Consider the following 17,674-nt stretch of genomic DNA (forward strand, 5'->3'; position numbering starts at 1 on the left):
ACGGTTGCGGGCGAGGCAAAAGTGAGCTGCGACTTCACTCTGTTCCCAGACGTGTCAGCAGATTGTTCAGACGGTTGACGAAGCTGATCGGGTTCTCCAGCTGGTCGCCGCTGCTGAGCACAGCCTGGTCGAAGAGCACCCAGGCCCAATCGGTGAAGCGTGTCTCATCCTGCTCCTGGCGCAGGCGTTTGATGATCGGGTGCTGCGGATTAATCTCCATGATCGGCTTGTCGGCGGGCACGGCCTGGCCGGCGGCCTGCAGCAGGCGCTTCAAGTTGGGATCGATGCCGCCCTCGTCGACCACCAGGCAGGCCGGCGAGGTTGTCAAGCGGCTCGTCGTGCGCACATCCTTGACCTTCTCGCTGAGGACCTTCTTAAAGCGCTCCAGCAGGTCGCGTACCTCGTCAGCGCTCTTTTGGCGCTCTTCCTGCTCCTGCTTATCCTCTAGCTTGCTCAGATCGACCTCGCCACGGGCGATCGACTGGAAGGACAGGCCACCGTACTCCTGAAGCTCGTGTTGCACGAAGTGGTCGATAGGATCGGTCCAGATCAAGACCTCGATGCCCTTCTGCTTAAAGATCTCCAGCAGCGGGCTATCCTTGGCGGCTTCGTAGCTTTCGGCCAGCAGATAGTAGATCTTATCCTGGCCCTCCTTCTTGCGCGAGACGTAGGTCTCCAGAGAGACATTCTGCTCGGGGCCACTGACCGTCGACGCGAAGCGCAGCAGGCGGGCGATCAAGTCGCGGTTGGCCTTATCCTCGACCAGGCCCTCTTTGAGCACGCGCCCAAACTCGCGCCAGAAGATAGCATACTTGCCCGGCTCCTTCTCAGCCATATCGCTGAGCAGGCCCAGGATCTTCTTCGTCGCCGTGGCGCGCATCGTATCGATCAGGCGGTTCTGCTGTAGCATCTCGCGCGAGACGTTGAGGGGCAGGTCATCGGAGTCGATGACGCCACGCACGAAGCGCAGATAACGCGGCAGCAGCTTATTCTCGATATCGTCCATGATATAGACGCGGCGCACATACAGCTTGACGCCGTGATGGCGCTCGCGCAGCCAGAGATCGAAGGGCGCCTGAGAAGGAATGAAGAGCAAGAGCGTGTACTCGTGGGTGCCCTCCATGTGGCTGTGGACCCAGGCCAACGGGTCGGCGAAGTCGTGCGAGATATACTTATAGAAGTCCTTGTATTCCTGCTCGCTGATCTCGCTCTTGGGGCGGGCCCAGAGGGCCGAAGCCTTGTTAACGACCTCCTCCTCGTCCTTCCCCTCAACTTTCATGACGATGGGCAGCTGAATGTGATCCGAGTACTTACGGATGATCGAGCGCAGACGGTAGCCGTTGAGCAGCTCGTCCTCGCCCTCGCGCAGATGCAGGATGACGTCGGTGCCACGAGTTGGCTTCTCGATGGTCTCGATGGTATACTCACCCTGGCCATCGGACTCCCAGCGCACTCCCTGGTCAGCGGATAAGCCGGCGCGGCGCGTCAGCAGGGTGACGCGGTCGGCTACCACGAACGAAGAGTAGAAGCCGACACCGAACTGACCAATGAGCATGGCATCTTTGCGCTGATCGCCGGTCAACGACTGGAAGAATTCGCGCGTGCCCGACTTGGCGATGGTCCCAATGTTCTGGATCACCTCCTCGCGCGACATACCAATGCCGTTGTCGCTGACAGTGATGGTGCGCGCATCGCGGTCGTAAGAGACGCGGATCTTGAAATCAGCGTCGCGCTCGTAGAGGTCGGGATTCGAGAGCGCGTCAAAGCGCAGGCGATCGATGGCATCTGATGCGTTAGAGATAAGCTCGCGTAGGAAAATCTCTTTATTGCTATAGAGTGAATGGATCATGATGTCAAGCAATTGCTTGACTTCTGCCTGAAAGCCCAGCCTTTCTTTATGGGTTTCAACTGGCATGGCACACCTCCATGTTAGCTACGCAAATCCCCTGGGAAGCGAGATACGTCGTGTCGGTCGTAGTCGTAGCAAGTTGTCTACTGTGGTCTGTTCCGCTCTGCGGTGGTACACCTCTCCACGGTACATATGATGCCATAGGCTGTGTTAGAAGAGTGTGGGAGGAACGTTAGAAATCTGTTAGCGCCTGACTCTCTGTCAGGCTCAGGTGAACCGACTCTGCTCGCGTGCATCTCATGCTGGAGACAGGGCGGCTTCTCTCTGAGAAGGACAGGGCCAGGAGAAGGAGGGGCCCGCCGTGCAGATGGACGTTAGCCGGACTGTGGCCAGCGCTTATGGATAAGATCCGATGCTCGCTACCATCTGGCTCTGGCTTGATCGATGGCTGTCGGAGACCAGGAGGAGCGTAGGCGCTGATGAGCGGACTGATCGAGATTGGGAAGGAGGGCGACGTCGGATCTGGCCCTGAGCTGCCCGGTTGGGTTGGGGCCTGGCCTCGCGGTATCCTGGCACCTTGCTCTCGCCTGCTGGCCTGCCGACTGGGAGGTGGCGGTCAGTGCGCTACCAGCAGCTCAGCGCCGGGCGAGGCTGGCCTTGAGTGGCCCGACAAACTGGTGCAGGCCAGCGCGACTGGAGCTGTGAGTTCCTCGGCCCGCGCAGGAATCTGCCAGCGTGAAAGAGAGGTCGTGCGGGTCCGACTCGGAGACGCGGGTGAAGAGCAGGCTCTCAGCTCGCTCTGGCCATAGATGCACACCGTTGCAGGGTATTGGTTATTGGTCGAACGAAGGCAAGAAGGATCTGCCCGCAGCGCCAGTCTCTGACAGACCTCAGCGACTGTGGCTCTGCTGGTTTGCCTCAGCGCTGTGTCAGCGGCACTTCGATCAGCAGCGGGCGTGTCTCTTCCAGCGGCAAGGCCAGCCGCGCACGCAGCAGCTCGGCCAGCTCATCGGGCGTCTCAACGCGTTGGCCCTCGATGTGGAAAGCGCGGGCCAGGCTCACAAAGTCAGGCGGCTTCAGCGTTGTCGCGATGCTGCGTCCAGGAAAGCGTTGCAACTGATCGTTCTTCACCGCCGTATAGCTGGCATCATTGAAGACGATGGTGACGACCGGAATACGCTCCTGTGCTGCCGTGGCCAGCTCACCCACATTCTGCAAAAAGCCTCCATCGCCGCAGAGAGCTACCACCGCGCGCTGTGGTGCAGCCAGCTGCGCCCCCAGTGCCAGCGGCAGGCCTGTTCCGATGGAACATAGCTCGGAAGCGTGGATAAAGCTGTGTGGCTCATAGACTGGAAACGCCTGAGCGGCAGCATAGCCAGCCATCGTCATATCGGCCACCACGATCCCCTCGCGCGGCAGGGCTGTCCGCAGGGCCTCCAGCCAGGGCATCACCTCGCCGTAGATCCGCTGCGCTCGCTCGCGCAAAGCAGCGCGCACGGCGGCCACCTCCTCGCGGCGGTCCTCGTACTGCCCTGCCCTTTCCTCCAGTCCTGCCAGGAGGGCGCTCAGGGCCAGGCGAGCATCACCAACCAGGGCAACGCTGGCCGGATAGCGCTGGCCAATCTCGCCGGCATCGATATCGATGTGGATCAGCTTCTCTGGCAGAGGCAGGCGCCCCGTATCTGCCTGAGCCTGGCCGCTGCGGCTACGCTCCAGGGCGGGCAGCGTCGTGCGTTGCATCCCTAGCTTGCTGCCAACGACTAGCGCCAGATCGGAGCGGCTCAGCAGTGGGCCAAGCGTACGCGACGGGGCGCCCCGGGTTGTGATGACCAGCGAGTGATCGTTAGGTAAGACGTCGTGACTTTTGCCTCCAAGCAAGACCGGGGCCTGCAGCAGCTCGGCCAGGCGCAGCAGCTCATGATTCGCGCCGGCGGCGCTCACCCCGGCCCCGGCGATAATCACAGGTCGGCGCGCCGCCCGCAACAGCTCCAGGGCGGCCTGAACTGCCTCCTCACTGGGCGCCACCGCTGGCTCTCGGCCCTCTTCCAGCGCGGGCAGTGCTATCGTCTCTTGCGCTTCAAGCACGTCTAGTGGAATCTGCAGAAAAGCGCCGCGGGGCCGACCTGTGCGCATCTGGCGCAGAGCCTCAGCAATGGCTTCAGGAATCTCCGCCACGCGCTGCACTTCGTGGCTCCAGCCAACCAGGGCCTGTGCCAGACCGAGCTGGTCCTTAAGCTCGTGCAGACGGCCCCAGGAGCGCCCGCCAGTCTTGCCTGGCAGGCTGGTGGCGATGACCAGCAGCGGCAGCGAATCGGCATAGGCGTCGGCCAGTGGCGTAGCAATATTGGTCACTCCCGGTCCCGTAATCACCAGGGCCACGCCAGGGCGCCCGGCGATGCGCGCGTAGCCGTCGGCCATATAGCCCGCGCCCTGCTCGTGGCGTGCCAGGACATGACGTATCCCCGGCTCATCATAGAGGGCATCATAGATGGGCAGATTATGTACCCCCGGAATGCCAAAAACGACCTCAATATGGTGGGCGCGCAGGCTGGCTACCACTGCCTGCCCGCCTGTCAATAACACACTGTGCTGCATTGCTTCCTTGTTGCTCCTCGATGATCTTTCCCTTCCGCTCTGCCGGACTCAGTCGCCAGCGTTCCTTCCGGCGACTGTGGCCTGACTGTGGCCTGACCCTCTCTGGCCTCCTTGCCTGCTGGCGAGCGAACGAGCGAGGTGAGAGCCTGGTGGCGCTGCCGCGCTGGGGGATAATCCTCCTCACGGCGCTGCTTTCACCTTCAGGCCCGGGCCGCTATGCTTTTATCATAGTACAGGCCGTTCCTCTATGCCAAGCTGACGCGGTGCTGTCTCTCCGGGAGAGAAAGGCACAATAGGCAGACACTGCCCGATAGGCTATAATGAGCAGCAAGCCGCCGTCTTCCGCTGCGTCTATCTACATCAGGAGAGGTTTATTAGTCCTGAACGTTCCTTCCAGGAAAGGAAGGAGGGGACCAGCATGAGCAGACGTCTGGCCCAATTGGGCTTTCTGCTCCTGTTCATCATTATCCTCTGTTGGCTCTGCTACAAAGCGAGCGGCTCCGCTCAGCTGACGGCTTTCATCGGGCTTTTGATCGGCGTCGTTGGAGTTGTCCTGCAGTTTCATGAGGCGCGCATAGGTTTCATTCGGCTGCTGAAGGCCCTCGGAGAGGATCTGGCCACGCTGGTGGCGAAGACGCGCTTCTGGGTGATGCTCACGTGCGTGCTCTTGCTGGTCTTTCTCGGCTGGAATATCATACCGCGCGTCTGGCCGTATGTCCCCTCGGCGACGAGTTGCAGTCTGCCGCGCAACAACCTGGCCTCCTCGGCCTATCTGGGTGTAACGAAAACTCCCACGGGAGAGCTGATCGGCATCAGCGATGGCTCCGTGGTCTTGGATACCAGCCAGCCCGACCTGGCCCGCAAGCAGGAGGCGGCGCAGCAATATAGTGCTGGCAACTTGTCTGAGGCGCAGTCGCTCTGGCAAAACGCCGCCGAGCAGGTAACCAACGATGCCGAAGCGCACATCTATGCGGAAAATGTCTCCGTTGAGCAGAGTGGTCTGCCCAGCATCACCCTGGTGGTGGCAACGCGCTTCACGCCGCACTATCTTGGTGGGGCGCGCGATATCCTGCAAGGAGCCTATGTAGCCCAGCGCGTTTTTAACGATAGCCACACGCTGCGCCTGCGCCTGCTGCTGGCCAATGCCGGCAGTGGCGGAGTAGTTCAGGTCACCTGTCAGATCATTCAGGCTGCAGTGGTCTCCTCAGCCAGTGCGCCCATCGTGGGGATCGTTGGCTGGGAGCTAAGCCAGGATGTCAGCGAGAGTGTGACCCTGGTTGATCAGGCCCATCTACCGATGCTCTCGCCGACCGCCTCCGGCAATGATCTGCGCAACCTGCCCTACTTCGCGCGCATCGCTCCACCGGACGCTCTCCAGGGTGAGGATGCCGCTCTCTACGCGCGACAGACACTGGAGGCCCGGCGCGTTGCTCTCTTCGAAGACCCGCGTGACAAGTACAGTCAGAGCCTGGCCGCCTCCTTTCGTCTGGCCTTCGAAGATGCCAGCCATCACATCACGGTTACCGAAGAATATCACGTTGGCCAGCCTGACAACCTGCCCCAGCTCCTGCAGGATGCGCTGCGTACTCAGCCAGACCTGATCTACTTCGCGGGCTATTCTGCCGATGTCAGTGTGCTGCTGGCTGCTTTGCCGTCCTGCCAGCCTGTGGCTGCACTGGCGACAACGATGTGCCCGCTGGTACTGGGAGGCGATGCCCTCTACATTTATGGGAACTATGCCCAGGAGGCGCGGCCCTCCTTTCACAGCGGACGCCTCTACTTTACGGCCTTTGCCTTCCCTGATGAATGGCAGGGGCAGCCCCTACCGCAAATGGAGACATTCCTGGAGACCTACGCAGCCAGCTTTGGGCCGACGCCAGCAGGTCACAGTCCATATAGCTACACCCGGCCTGATGCCGATAGCATGCTGGCCTATGATGCTGTCTCCGTCCTGGCGGAAGCCTGCTATCGCCTCTTCCAGCAGCGTCAGCCTTTGACTGGGGCGCACCTCCAGCAGGCTCTGCTGCAGATGAAGGGCGAGCAGGCCTGGCAGGGCATCACGGGGGTCATTGCCTTTGGCAGCGATGGCAACGTCCTCAACAAGCCAGTGCTCTTGCTCCACCTGGACCAGGCGGGCCATACCCAGGTTGAACAGGTCTGGGGCTGCCTGCTCAAAGAACGATGCTGAGGCAGAGGATGAGCTGCAAGCGGTGTCAGGCTCAGGCTGGCGGCTCATCCTCTGCGCTCCGGCCCAGCGTTAGCGGCGAGCGACTGACGACGGCCACGGCGGCGGTCCCGGGGCCGGTATTGAGGGCCAGAGCGGCCCCCAGTGAGTAAATGGGCAGCTCACCTGGATAGATGGTCTGCAGCTCGTGGCGCAGGTCGTCGGCGGCCCCGGGACTGGACTCGCCCAGGATGATGCGCTCGATGGGGCGCATTGTGCTGATCAGCTGGACGATCTGACGGCAGGCGCGCCGCCGGCTGCGAGCCAGGCCCGCGGAGACGATGTTGCCGCGCTCCAGGACCAGGATCGGCTTCAGGTCAAGCAGATCCCCCAGGGTGGCCAGGACACCATTAAGGCGTCCATTGCGACGGACGAACTCCAGCGTCTCCAGCACGCCCAGGAAGTGAGTGCGAGCGAGGACTTCCTGAGCATGGGCGCGGATCTCGGCCAGCGTACGCCCCTGGCGGGCCTCCTCGGCGGCCTGCAGCACGGCAGGCAGCATACCGATGGCGGCGCTCTGCGAGTCGATGATCTCGATTGGCACCTGGCGTAGCTCGCTGGGCAGCAGCTCGCGGGCTAGCTGGGCGGTCTGGTAGGTGCCGCTGAGACGCGCGGAGAGCACAATGACCAGAATGCCCTCGGCCCCCGCGGCGACCAGACGGCTGTACGCCTGGACAAAGGCGGCGGGCGAGGGCTGGGAGGTATGAGGAAAGACCGGCGCTGCCTCTAGACGGCGGAAGAGGGCGGCGCTGTCGAGATCGATGCCGTCTAGAGCAGCTTCCTGGTCGAAGAGAATGACCAGCGGCACGATGGTGATGCCGAGGGACGCGGCCAAACCTACAGGCAGTCCCACCGTGCTATCGGTGATGACCCCTATCATTGTTTCTGCTTGCCTCTTCTCAGCTCCTTCAGGCTTTGTGGCGGCCTGCTGCTCGCTCATCTTCTCCGATCTGACCGGCGTGCCTGGCCTGCGCCAGGCTGACGGGACCTGTCTGCTGGCTCTCTCTGTTCGACCTTTAATCGGGCGTATTGCGGTCGTAGAGTAGGCGGTAGAGCAGGGCCGAGGGCTGGCGCGTCGGGCCGTGCTCGGCATCGTCGGGCAAGGGAGCGGTCAGGCGGCGCAGCAGGAGCAAGGCGGCCAGCAGGGGAGGAATGAGTTGCTGGCGCTGTGTGCGCTCATGCTCGCGCAGGCAGACGAGGGTGAAGAGCAGGATCGCGGCCAGGCCGCTAAGAGGTACCACCTTGCTGCGGGCCGTGGCGTAGCCGGAGCCGGCCCAGGACCAGCGGGCGGCCTGCATGGGAGCACGATGGTGGGAGAGCAACGAGCCGAGGCGCCAGAGGACACCGCTGGCCAGAGTCGAGAGGGCCAGGACGCCGGCCCGGCGGTTGATCTGCAGCGCGGCCCCGAAAAAGGCACTCAGGCCGCGTCCGCCGTTGAAGCGCAAGAAGAGCGGCCAGCACTGGCCCATGACGCCGCAGACGCCGGCCAGCTCGGCTACCTCACGTGGGTAGCCCAGGCGGCGGCAGATGCTGATCGGCAGGTAGCCTTTGGAGGCGTCGAAGAGCGCGGCTGGCACTGCCCAGCGTCGTCCCCGCTTACCGCTGCTGAGCAGGTTGGAGACGCCGACATTGCCCGAGCCGCTTTTGCGCAGGTTGACGCCGCTGCGTCGTCCGAGCCAGTAGACGAGCGGCAGCGAGCCGTAGAGATAGGCGGCAAGCCAGGCGAGCACATAGCGCGAGAAAGCAGCGCGCCGCCAGACGGGGGCGCGTTGGCGTGTCACCTGGACCGCTCGCCGGCTGGCGCGGCCCAGCGAGCCGAGGTAGCGGACATAGCGCACATAGCGGGTCGATCGGCCCTGTCTGAAGCGACTGCCCCGGGCGCGTCTGCGGCGGGCGTGGCTGCGGGCTTCACTGATGAGAGGACTGCTCACAGGTTCGCGGACCTCCTCTCTCCTGCTGCTGCATTGCGTTGCGTCGCCGTGATGGCTGGCCAGTGCAGGCCCAGATCAGGCCTGGCCAGCACAACAAACGGGCGCCTGTGGCTGGGCTGCTCTGGCCGCGCGGACGGCACTGTCGTTGTTGTGATCTAACGATGGTACGGGATTGGTCATAAGTCCAGCTCTGTTCTGTTATTCTGCTGTTCATGGAGACCGTCGGCGCTGTGCAGCCTCACAGGCCGTGTTTTCTATCATTGTACCGGTAGAGGCCGCTTTCCTGCAAGCGTTAGCGAGTGCACTGGCGGCAGCGAGACGAGCTGCCCGGCGGCGATTGAGCAAGCAAGGCGGGTCTGAAGAAGAGAAGGAGGGAGAGCAAGGCCGGGGCCGGCGACAAAAAAGGCGGCCAGAGCAGGTGCCGCTGGCCCTAACGCCGCCTTACAACACCGCTCTGGCCGCCTCCCCTCGCATCGCAAAGGGACGAGCTGCGAGTAGCAAGTAGCTGAGGAGAGCAAGAACGCGCTCAGCCAGGGCGCGCCCTCGCTCAGGAAGAACGCTCCTGATCCTTTGAAAGAAAGCGGCGACTCGCACGACGCTCCTGCTGGGACGGGCGAGCCGCCGGAGCCGGCGCCCGCTGGTCTGCCGCATATGATCCCTGCCCCTGCTCGCCCGGAGCATAGCCCAACTGCTCCAACGCATCAGCCAGCTGGCGGTAGATCTCCGCTGCATCGCCACGCTGATGAGGCATACGCCCCAGGCTGGTGGCCGCCTCCGCCAGACGCAACAACACCGCCGGAATATCCGCCTCCGGAATGCCGCTGACCTTTGTCCCACGGTAATTGCTCAAGATTGCCTGAATCGCCTTCGGCAAGCGGCGCTCATCGATCGTGCCATCAGCCAGCCGATACGGCAGCTTCCAGGTCTCCGGACGGCTCGGACTGCCCACATACGCGAAGCAGGCAGCAGGTAACCGATACTTTGGATGCAGCAGCTCCGCCGCTCCGGCCTCCAGCGTCAACGCCGGCGCCGCCTCCGGCAACAGCCGCAGCGGCTCCACCGTTCCTGCGGACGAAAGCAGCGCCGGACGCGGGCGATAGATCCCATGCACACTTAACCACCACAGGTCAAGCGGCGGCTCCACATCCGTCAGCGACACAAACACCCGATCTTCTAACCCACCGTGGCGCGGATGGGCTGCATACAGCATCACCCCGTCGCTGATCGCGATGCATTTCACCCGCTGCTCCGCCGCATAGCGCCGCGCCTGCTCCAGCGCCCGCTCAACCGCATGGCGGTTCCAGGCCAGCGCTCCCGGGCGCTTCACCTCCACCAGCAGGTACTTAATGCCCTGGTGCGTCAGCACCAGATCCGCATACTGTACCTGATGGTTCAGGTCGGTCAGCTCCCAATCGAGCACCAGTGTGAAGAGATCCTCTAAAATGTTCTCGGCCACCTTCTCCGACGCCTTGCCGTAGCGCTCCTGCTCGGCCAGGCGCTGGCGCCGGCGCTCCAGAAAAGCCGGCCAGGCGCTATGAATACGCTCCACGCAGCGGCGGTACGAAGCCAACCGCGTTATCTCGGGCGGGTGAGAGGCTGTGCTCATGAGTTGCCCCTCTTTGTGTGCCTTCTTCTATTGTAGGGAACGAATAACACGACCGGTAGTAACAGGTTCTACCAGCTTCTTCCTGTTACACAAGTAAAAAGGACAGGTCACATCGGCCTAGGCTGTCCCGAAGGTCACGCCCAGGCGGCGCAGCCAGCGGCGGTAAGCGATCGCCGTGCGATCCGAGCGCAGATGCAGCTCCGCCTGCAGATCCAGCGGCAGCAGCTCGGGACGCTGCGACTCAATCACACGAACATCCTGCTGCATCACCATATCCTCAAAGCGACGGATCTCCTCCTCACTCTGCTCCCCATAGTTCAAAGCCACATACTGCCAGGCGATGCAGCGGCGCTCGCTCACCGGCGTCACCGTAAAAAACATCGCGAAGCGAGGCCCCTGCGACGTCTTCACAAAATACGCCGTCAGCGGACGCAGCACGCGGTAGGTATAGGTCACCTCCGCACCCTGGCCGCTGCCATCGGGATTCGGCTGCCAGACCGTAATATCGCGCGCCGTAATCCCGTCCTCGCCCGTCTCCACCGTATAATCATTGATGGCTGCGTGGGCCGGATCGCCCAGGAGGCCCGCATGAACGTAGGGAAAATGCGCCACATCGAGGAAATTCTCGATCGCGCGCGGCCCACTGGTCTCAATAGAGTACGGGCCGGTATGCACCTTGCGGAAACTGGCATCATCCCACTCGGGAAAAGCTGGCACCTCATGCTGAGGCTCCCCCAGCGTCACCCAGACCCAATCGTAGCGCAGGCAACTCCGGTAGACGCGCGCATGGGCCGTCGCCGGCGGCTTCTGCTCAGGATGGGCCGGGAAGCGCACACAATGCCCCTCCTCATCGTAGGTCCAGCCGTGATACGGACAAATCAAGCAGCCATCTTCGACACGCCCCAGCGAGAGGCGCGCGCCGCGATGCACACAGAGATCGCGCCAGACATGGACACGCCCGTCAACCTTCCACAGCACCAGGTCCTCATCGAGTAAGCGCGCCGCCACCGGCTGACGCTCAGGTAAAGCCGGCGCGTAGGCTACCACATGCCAATCGTTGAGCAAAACGGGGTCATTCAACATAGGGCCGTGCTCGTTGCTCCCTTCTTACCTCACAAGCTAGCTGCAGGCTACCAGTGGAGTGGCCGCTGATCCCTGGCCTGGGCCTCGGATCAGTAGCCAACTGGCTGGCACGCTTCAGTATACCGGGTGGCTGCAGGCGACGGCAACTGGCAATCAAGCGGTCAATCAGACAAGCGGAGACAGTGACGCTATAAGTACTATTTTCTCCCGTTCAATGGGACTTTTGTCCCGAAAAAAGGGAGCGTACGCTATAATAAGCCCGAGGGGGGCGGGAAGGCGGTTGCGCCAGCGAAGCGCACCACGGTGAGACACAGCGAAGCACAGCATAGCACACAAAGCATGCAATGCAACCATAGGACAGGGTCGAGACGGGCCGATGATAGACTATGCAGGGCAACGACTCGGTAACTACCGTCTGCTCAAGGTGCTTGGCAGCGGCGGCTTTGCCCGCGTCTACCTGGGCGAGCACATCTATCTCAAAACGCCAGCAGCGATCAAGGTGTTACAGACGCGCCTGACGCAGGATGCCCTCAATCAATTTCTGGCTGAGGCGCGCACGATTGCGCGTCTCTCGCATCCGAACATCATCCGCGTATTGGAATTTGGCATTCAGGACGAGACACCCTATCTTGTGATGAACTACGCCCCCTACGGCTCACTGCGCCAGCGTCATCCTGCCGGCAGTGTCTTGACACCGGGGCGAGTGCTCTCCTATGTGCGCCAGATGGCAGCGGCTCTACAGTATGCGCACGAGCGCCAGATTATCCATCGCGATGTCAAGCCTGAGAATATGCTGCTCGGCGATAATTTCGTGCTGCTGCTGAGCGACTTTGGCATTGCCATGCGCGCCCCGGGGACTGGCGTGACGCGTACGCCCTATGCGCCGCCCAACGCCGCCGGCACGACAACCTATATGGCGCCAGAGCAGATCGACGGAGCACCAACGCCGGCTAGCGATCAGTATGCCCTGGGGGTGGTCGTCTACGAGTGGCTTTGTGGCAGTCCACCCTTTGTTGGCGGGGAGATGCTGGTTGCCCTGCAGCATCTGCAGGCCTCCCCACCGCCGTTGCGTGAGAAACAGCCCACCATCTCGCCAGCCATCGAGATGGTGGTCCTTAAGGCCCTGGCCAAAGACCCGCGCGAGCGCTTTGCCAGCGTCGCCGACTTTGCCCGCGCCCTGGAAGCGGCCTTCGCTCAGGCCGCCGATGAGCCGACCGTTGAGGTCCCCGCGGCCCGGCTGGCAGTTGCTGCTCCCGCCGTACCAGAGGTGGAGGCATGGCGTCCAGGCAGGCCGCTACTCTTACCCGCGCGCCTGGCCCCAGCGACTGAAACAGGACGCCAGCCAGCTCAGCCCGCCGCTCTAGTGGCGCGCGCCGAACGTCCGGAGAGCGCAGAATCATCCGCCGAAGCGCTCTCCGTCGACTCTGCTGAGGCGGCTCCAGCAGTGCCGTCCTCCTCTGCTGGCACCGAAGCTGACACCGCCAGAGCCGACGCCAGCAGGCCGCGCTCAGCGCCGCTCGCGCTCCCGGCGATGCCCGTGACCCCCGCGCCCCCCTCTCAGCTACCACGGCGCTGGCTCCGCTGGCTGCGCCCGGCCCTGGAGGCCCTGCCCCTGGGCAGACCGCTAACTCCCGCGCAGCCGCTCTCGCGCCGCCAGGCCCTGATCAGAATCGGGGCCCTGGCCCTGCTCAGCGCCGCTACCTGCGATCTTGCCGTGACCACTCTGGAGGAGCAGCTAGCTTCGCTGCGTGGCCTGGGTCAGCCTCCGGCTCCAGCCTCTCACCCGCGTCCTACGGCTACCGCCCAGGCCAGGCCATCACCCTCGCCTACCCGGCAGCCGGCCAGCCCAACCCCACAGGCCCAGGCGACCGCCCAGGCCCTCATCATGGGCATTAACAGCCGTCCTGCCCTGGCCTCCTGGGGTGTGCGCCAGCTCGATCTCTTTATTCGCGCTGTCGACAATACGCTCTGGCATCGCCATTTCGACGGGCACTGGCACAACTGGGAGCAGCTCACTGGCTCGCTGGCCTTCGATCCCGTGGCCGTAGCCTGGGGTCCTGAGCGCTTCGATCTCTTTGTGCGCGGCGTCGACAATAGCCTGCTGCATTGCTGGTTTGATGGCTCCTGGCACAACTGGGAGAGCCTGGGCGGCTCGCTGACCTCGAATCCGGCAGTGGCCTCCTGGGGGGCCGGACGCCTGGATGTCTTCGCCCGCGGCGTCGATAACGCCCTCTGGCACAAGTGGTACGACGGCCTCTGGCATGACTGGGAGTCGCTGGGCGGCATGATCACCTCGGCCCCGGCAGCCGTCTCCTGGGGCCCGGGCCGCCTGGATGTCTTCGCCCGCGGCGGCGATAATGCTCTCTGGCACCGCGCCTTTGACAACAGCTGGGGCCCCTGGGAGTCCCTCGGCGGCAGCTTCATCTACGATCCTACCGCGGCCTCGTGGGGCAGCCACCGCCTGGATGTCTTCGCCTGCTCGCCCGCCGGCTCACTCCTGCACCTGGCCTACGACGGCAGCTGGCACTCCTGGGAATCATTCGGTGGACATCTGGTCTCGTCGCCGACCGCCATCTCCTGGGGGCCTGCCTATATCGATGTATTTGCGCGCACTGACACAAATGCTCTGCAGCACCTGTGGTTCGATGGCAGCTGGCACCCCTGGACGCTGCTCAACTGAGCCAGGCTACTACGCTGCATCTTCCTGCTTGACGTGCCATCCCTGATGGTCTATCCTGGAGCATGTCCCTGTGGGTTGGCCGCATGCAAGAAGGAGGAACTGCCGCCTGCCGTGCCCACGAGAGCTTGATTATGGCCGATGTGTAGGTATTTGCCTGCTATGCCGACGCAGACCGGTAGCGTGAGAGCAATCGACAGCGCTGAGTAGCTCCTCGGGCGACTGTTTTCCTGTTTGCCTGCCTGCCCTGGATGCGCCTGGCCTCACCGTTCGCTGGAAGTTCAGAGAAAGGACGGAACAGAAACGCAATGGCTACCTCTGATCATCCTGCCCCCTCTCCCGAGCCTACCGCCCAGAGTCAGTATACGATCGATGCTGAGGATGCTGCCGAGACCTCGCGCCTGATGATGCAGGACCAGCTGCTGACGCAGGCTATGGGGGGCTTGCTGCCCGAGTTGACAGCGGAGGAACTCGGCGGCGTGCGCCGGGTCCTTGATATCGGCTGCGGCCCCGGTGGCTGGGCGCTGGCGCTGGCGGCTGCCTATCCCTCGATGGAGATCGTCGGCTTCGATATCAGCGAGACGATGATCCGCTACGCCTTTGCTCAGGCACGCGTGCGCGGCCTGACGAACGTCTCTTTCGAAGTGATGGATGCCCGCCAGCCTCTGGCCTTTCACGACGCCTCGTTTGATCTGATCAATGCCCGCTGGATCTTCGCCTTTATGGATCAGGAGAGCTGGCGCTCACTGATCGCTGAATGCTGGCGCCTGCTGCGCCCTGGCGGCCTACTGCGCCTCTCAGAGCCTGAATTGACAGTGACGAATAGCCCGGCGTTTCAGGAGATGATGGGCCATCTCTACACGGCCCTGGCTCGCCTGAAGCGTACCTTTTCGGTCGATGGCCATACCAGCGGCGTGCCCTATATGCTCGGCAAGCTGCTGTCGGAGGCCGGCTTTGTAGCCATCCGCAAGGCGCCGTATGTTGTCGATGGCTCCTATGGCAGCGAAATGTATGCTATCAGCGTGAAAGATGCAGAGGTGGCTTTCGCTCTGACGAAGCCATTCTTGCTGCGCTTCGCCTCGCTGAGCGAAACCGAGTTTGATGCCCTCTATGAACGGATGCTGTTGGAGATGCTGAGCGAAGACCACGTTGGCCTCTGCTATGCCCTGACCATCTGTGGACGCAAGCCCAGCTAGCAACCTGGATGCCTGCCGGTAGAGGTCGCGAGCTGAGATCGGCCAGCCCCGGACAGAACAGACTCCCGCCCCGGCGCGGGCGGCTCTGGTCGGGCCTGGCGAGATGGAGAGACGCTACTGCAGAATACTGGAGGATCAAGCTATGGCTGAAATGAAAATTCTGGCCGTCGAAACCCGTGACAAGGATCAAGTCATCGATATCACCGATACAATAGAGCAACATCTGCGCAACGTGCAGCAAGAGAATGGCCTGTGTACAATCTTTGTGCCACATACGACCTGCGCGGTGGCGGCGATGGACCTTGATCCGGGCACCGACCTCGATTTTCTAGATGCCTTGCGCCGTCTGCTGCCGCCGATCCGCTACCGGCACCCCCACGATCCGGCCCATGCGCCCGACCATATTCTGGCGACCCTGATTGGACCATCGCTCGTCGTGCCCTACGCCCGGAGCCGCCTGCTGCTGGGTACCTGGCAGCGCGTCGTGCTGGTTGAGCTGGATGGACCACGGCGCCGCACCCTGCACCTGACTTGCTCCAGTTAATTGTCCGCCTGGAGATGACTCCCGGGAGGCTGACTTCACTTCAGCCTCCTGACTCTGACCTTGACCCGTTTTGCTCCTCCCTCTGATGGTCGCTGCTCTCCGGTGTGCTATCCTAAGAAGCGGCCTCTCTTGCCAGGAAGATTTTGGTGTGCTATGCTCTCCACAGGAATCAATTTGTTAAATATAACTGCGCTTTCATTCTGTTTCCGTTGCTATGTGTTGTTGAACAGAGGCCCTGGACAAGCCTGGTAAGCGCTCCTGAGCAAGGGGGGCCCCATGAGTATCGAGATTAAGTGTTCAGATCTGCTCGGCCAGCGCGTCGGCCACTACCAGCTGGTCGAGGTCCTTGGGAGCGGTGGTTTTGCCTGCGTCTATCGCGGCCAGTGGGGAGCAGGCCAGGAGGTAGCGCTCAAGATCAGCCGGCGCTCGCTGGATTCGCCAGAGAGCCGCTCGGACTTCGAGCGCGAGGTGCGCATCGTTTCGCGTCTCAATCATCCCAACATTATCAGACTCCTCGACTATGGCATCTATGAGGTGGAGCTACACGGCCAACAGCTCGCCCTCCCCTACCTGGTGATGCCGCTGGCCCCCGGTGGCAGCCTGCGTCAACTCATCCCCCGTGGCCAGCGCCTCCCGCTGGAGCAGGTGGTAATCTACGTCCAGCAGGTGGCCGCGGCTCTGCAGTATGCTCACGACTTCCGCGAGCCTGATGGGCGGGCGAACGCTATTCTGCACCTTGACGTCAAGCCGGCGAACATGCTCGTCGGGGAGCGCGGTCAGATCTGGCTGAGCGATTTCGGTATTGCCATCATCGGACATAAGACGCTGCGAGCCGCTGATCCGCAAGCGGCTGCTCAGGCCTGGCCCACAGAGGAAGCGGTGTGGGGCTCGCCCGAATACATGGCGCCCGAGCGATTTGATGGTCAGCGCCGCCGCGCCAGCGATCAGTATGCGCTGGCTGTGACCTGCTATGAATGGCTGGCTGGCGCTCCGCCCTTCAGCAGCAGTGCTCCGGACCTGCTGGCTCGCCAGCAAGAACTGATGCGGCTCCAGCGGACGCAGCCACCGCCATCGCTGACAGCTCGCTTTGGTGATATTCCCCCAGCAGTTGAGGCCGTGATCTTGAAGGCCCTGGCCAAGGAACCCGATCTGCGCTATCCATCGGTCAAGGCGTTCGCCGAGGCCCTGGAGCAGGCTGTCGCCCAGAGCCGCCCGTCGCAGTTCAGAGCCAGGCCCGCGCCTGGGCCCATGACTGTCGCTCCACCCCCGCCTCTCTCCCCTCCGCCCTTCCCACCTCTTTCGACGCCTGGTCCCATGCCGACCTCAACGCCGGCCTCGCCATCGCCAGCGATCTTCCTCGGAAGCCAGTCCTTCCTCCCAGGCGCCGGCGCTGTCTCGGGCACGCTCCCCGCGTTCTCCGCTGGCTTCCTCAAGGAACCCGCCTTCTCACTGGTGCCGCCGGTGGCCAAACCTGCGCATTTCTTTAGCGGTCACCGCTCCTTTCTTCTTCTACCTGATTTCAGACTATTCCGCTTTACTCATTGTCTGCTCATTGTCCTGGCCGGACTGCTTCTACTGGTCACACTGCCGAAACTGTGGCCTCTGATTCTGCTCGCCATTCCTCTGATGATCGCTTTCTTTTACCTGTCGATTAGTCGTCGTAAGCCCCTGGCGATGCAATTGCTGGCGTTACCCGTGGCTCTCTATTATGCCGTGAGTTGTGGGCAGCTCTGTATGTGGCTGATCGCGCGATTCGGGCCTGGGCTGCCGCTCCTCTCCCTGGTGGCGCTGCTGCCAGCCCTGGCCGCTTGCGGCGCCGCGCTCTATAGCATCCACCGCTATGGAGTACAACGCCTGCGCTGGTGATGGGTGGAGGAGCACGGCCCAGCGAAGCACGGCCTGGTGCCTGGCCAGCGCTCGCGCTGATCCGCATCTTGATCTAGGTAAAGATACGCAAATTTATCGCTTA

At 62.7% G+C, this 17,674-nt stretch carries 12 protein-coding genes; 6 read left to right on the forward strand and 6 right to left on the reverse strand.

The window, feature by feature from the left end; all coding sequences use genetic code 11:
• Positions 1 to 34: 34 nt before the first annotated feature.
• Positions 35 to 1,915, reverse strand: a complete 1,881-nt coding sequence (gene htpG, locus KTAU_RS13595) for a molecular chaperone HtpG (RefSeq protein ID WP_151728894.1) — start codon at positions 1,913 to 1,915, stop codon at positions 35 to 37.
• Between the two features lie 413 nt (positions 1,916 to 2,328).
• Between htpG and KTAU_RS13600 the strand changes: the two genes are divergently transcribed.
• Positions 2,329 to 2,658, forward strand: a complete 330-nt coding sequence (locus tag KTAU_RS13600; RefSeq protein WP_151728895.1) for a hypothetical protein — start codon at positions 2,329 to 2,331, stop codon at positions 2,656 to 2,658.
• A gap of 109 nt (positions 2,659 to 2,767) precedes the next feature.
• Here KTAU_RS13600 and KTAU_RS13605 read toward each other — a convergent pair whose 3' ends face one another.
• On the reverse strand, positions 2,768 to 4,444 hold the full coding sequence (locus KTAU_RS13605; protein WP_151728896.1) for a thiamine pyrophosphate-binding protein: 1,677 nt from the start codon (positions 4,442 to 4,444) through the stop codon (positions 2,768 to 2,770).
• A 418-nt stretch (positions 4,445 to 4,862) separates the two neighbouring features.
• On the opposite strand from KTAU_RS13605, the gene KTAU_RS13610 reads away from it, so the two are divergent.
• Positions 4,863 to 6,632, forward strand: coding sequence for an ABC transporter substrate-binding protein (locus tag KTAU_RS13610; protein WP_151728897.1), 1,770 nt, complete (start codon positions 4,863 to 4,865; stop codon positions 6,630 to 6,632).
• A 31-nt stretch (positions 6,633 to 6,663) separates the two neighbouring features.
• On the opposite strand, the gene KTAU_RS13615 is transcribed toward KTAU_RS13610, so the two are convergent.
• The 4 genes from KTAU_RS13615 to KTAU_RS13630 all read right to left on the reverse strand — a co-directional run bounded on the left by KTAU_RS13615 (position 6,664) and on the right by KTAU_RS13630 (position 11,288).
• A complete protein-coding gene (locus tag KTAU_RS13615; protein ID WP_170293284.1) occupies positions 6,664 to 7,548 on the reverse strand; it encodes a DegV family protein in 885 nt (294 codons plus the stop codon).
• A gap of 136 nt (positions 7,549 to 7,684) precedes the next feature.
• The gene (locus tag KTAU_RS13620) at positions 7,685 to 8,599 is read right to left on the reverse strand and encodes a glycerol-3-phosphate acyltransferase (RefSeq protein WP_170293285.1); all 915 of its coding nucleotides are present in this window, start codon (positions 8,597 to 8,599) and stop codon (positions 7,685 to 7,687) included.
• Positions 8,600 to 9,146: 547 nt separating this feature from the next.
• Entirely contained in the window at positions 9,147 to 10,205 is a 1,059-nt protein-coding gene (locus KTAU_RS13625; RefSeq protein ID WP_151728900.1) for a hypothetical protein, read from the reverse strand.
• Between the two features lie 117 nt (positions 10,206 to 10,322).
• Positions 10,323 to 11,288, reverse strand: coding sequence for an aromatic ring-hydroxylating dioxygenase subunit alpha (locus tag KTAU_RS13630; RefSeq protein ID WP_151728901.1), 966 nt, complete (start codon positions 11,286 to 11,288; stop codon positions 10,323 to 10,325).
• 376 nt (positions 11,289 to 11,664) lie between these two features.
• Here KTAU_RS13630 and KTAU_RS13635 point away from each other — a divergent pair, with 376 nt between their 5' ends.
• The 4 genes from KTAU_RS13635 (at position 11,665) to KTAU_RS13650 (ending at position 17,571) form a co-directional block, all read left to right on the forward strand.
• The gene (locus tag KTAU_RS13635) at positions 11,665 to 13,968 is read left to right on the forward strand and encodes a DUF8189 domain-containing protein (RefSeq protein ID WP_151728902.1); all 2,304 of its coding nucleotides are present in this window, start codon (positions 11,665 to 11,667) and stop codon (positions 13,966 to 13,968) included.
• 305 nt (positions 13,969 to 14,273) lie between these two features.
• Positions 14,274 to 15,161 (forward strand): class I SAM-dependent methyltransferase, encoded by an 888-nt coding sequence (locus KTAU_RS13640; RefSeq protein ID WP_170293286.1) that lies wholly within the window; start codon positions 14,274 to 14,276, stop codon positions 15,159 to 15,161.
• 142 nt (positions 15,162 to 15,303) lie between these two features.
• A complete protein-coding gene (locus tag KTAU_RS13645; RefSeq protein WP_223258410.1) occupies positions 15,304 to 15,705 on the forward strand; it encodes a secondary thiamine-phosphate synthase enzyme YjbQ in 402 nt (133 codons plus the stop codon).
• Between the two features lie 276 nt (positions 15,706 to 15,981).
• A complete protein-coding gene (locus KTAU_RS13650) occupies positions 15,982 to 17,571 on the forward strand; it encodes a serine/threonine protein kinase (RefSeq protein WP_151728904.1) in 1,590 nt (529 codons plus the stop codon).
• The last annotated feature ends 103 nt before the right edge of the window (positions 17,572 to 17,674 follow it).

The organism is Thermogemmatispora aurantia (assembly GCF_008974285.1).
Lineage (GTDB): Bacteria > Chloroflexota > Ktedonobacteria > Ktedonobacterales > Ktedonobacteraceae > Thermogemmatispora > Thermogemmatispora aurantia.

Coding starts and splice junctions, on each gene's coding strand:
- htpG (WP_151728894.1), bottom strand. CDS start 1,915: ATGCCAGTTGAAACCCATAAAGAAAGGCTGGGCTTTCAGGCAGAAGTC.
- KTAU_RS13600 (WP_151728895.1), top strand. CDS start 2,329: ATGAGCGGACTGATCGAGATTGGGAAGGAGGGCGACGTCGGATCTGGC.
- KTAU_RS13605 (WP_151728896.1), bottom strand. CDS start 4,444: ATGCAGCACAGTGTGTTATTGACAGGCGGGCAGGCAGTGGTAGCCAGC.
- KTAU_RS13610 (WP_151728897.1), top strand. CDS start 4,863: ATGAGCAGACGTCTGGCCCAATTGGGCTTTCTGCTCCTGTTCATCATT.
- KTAU_RS13615 (WP_170293284.1), bottom strand. CDS start 7,548: ATGATAGGGGTCATCACCGATAGCACGGTGGGACTGCCTGTAGGTTTG.
- KTAU_RS13625 (WP_151728900.1), bottom strand. CDS start 10,205: ATGAGCACAGCCTCTCACCCGCCCGAGATAACGCGGTTGGCTTCGTAC.
- KTAU_RS13630 (WP_151728901.1), bottom strand. CDS start 11,288: ATGTTGAATGACCCCGTTTTGCTCAACGATTGGCATGTGGTAGCCTAC.
- KTAU_RS13635 (WP_151728902.1), top strand. CDS start 11,665: ATGATAGACTATGCAGGGCAACGACTCGGTAACTACCGTCTGCTCAAG.
- KTAU_RS13640 (WP_170293286.1), top strand. CDS start 14,274: ATGGCTACCTCTGATCATCCTGCCCCCTCTCCCGAGCCTACCGCCCAG.
- KTAU_RS13645 (WP_223258410.1), top strand. CDS start 15,304: ATGGCTGAAATGAAAATTCTGGCCGTCGAAACCCGTGACAAGGATCAA.
- KTAU_RS13650 (WP_151728904.1), top strand. CDS start 15,982: ATGAGTATCGAGATTAAGTGTTCAGATCTGCTCGGCCAGCGCGTCGGC.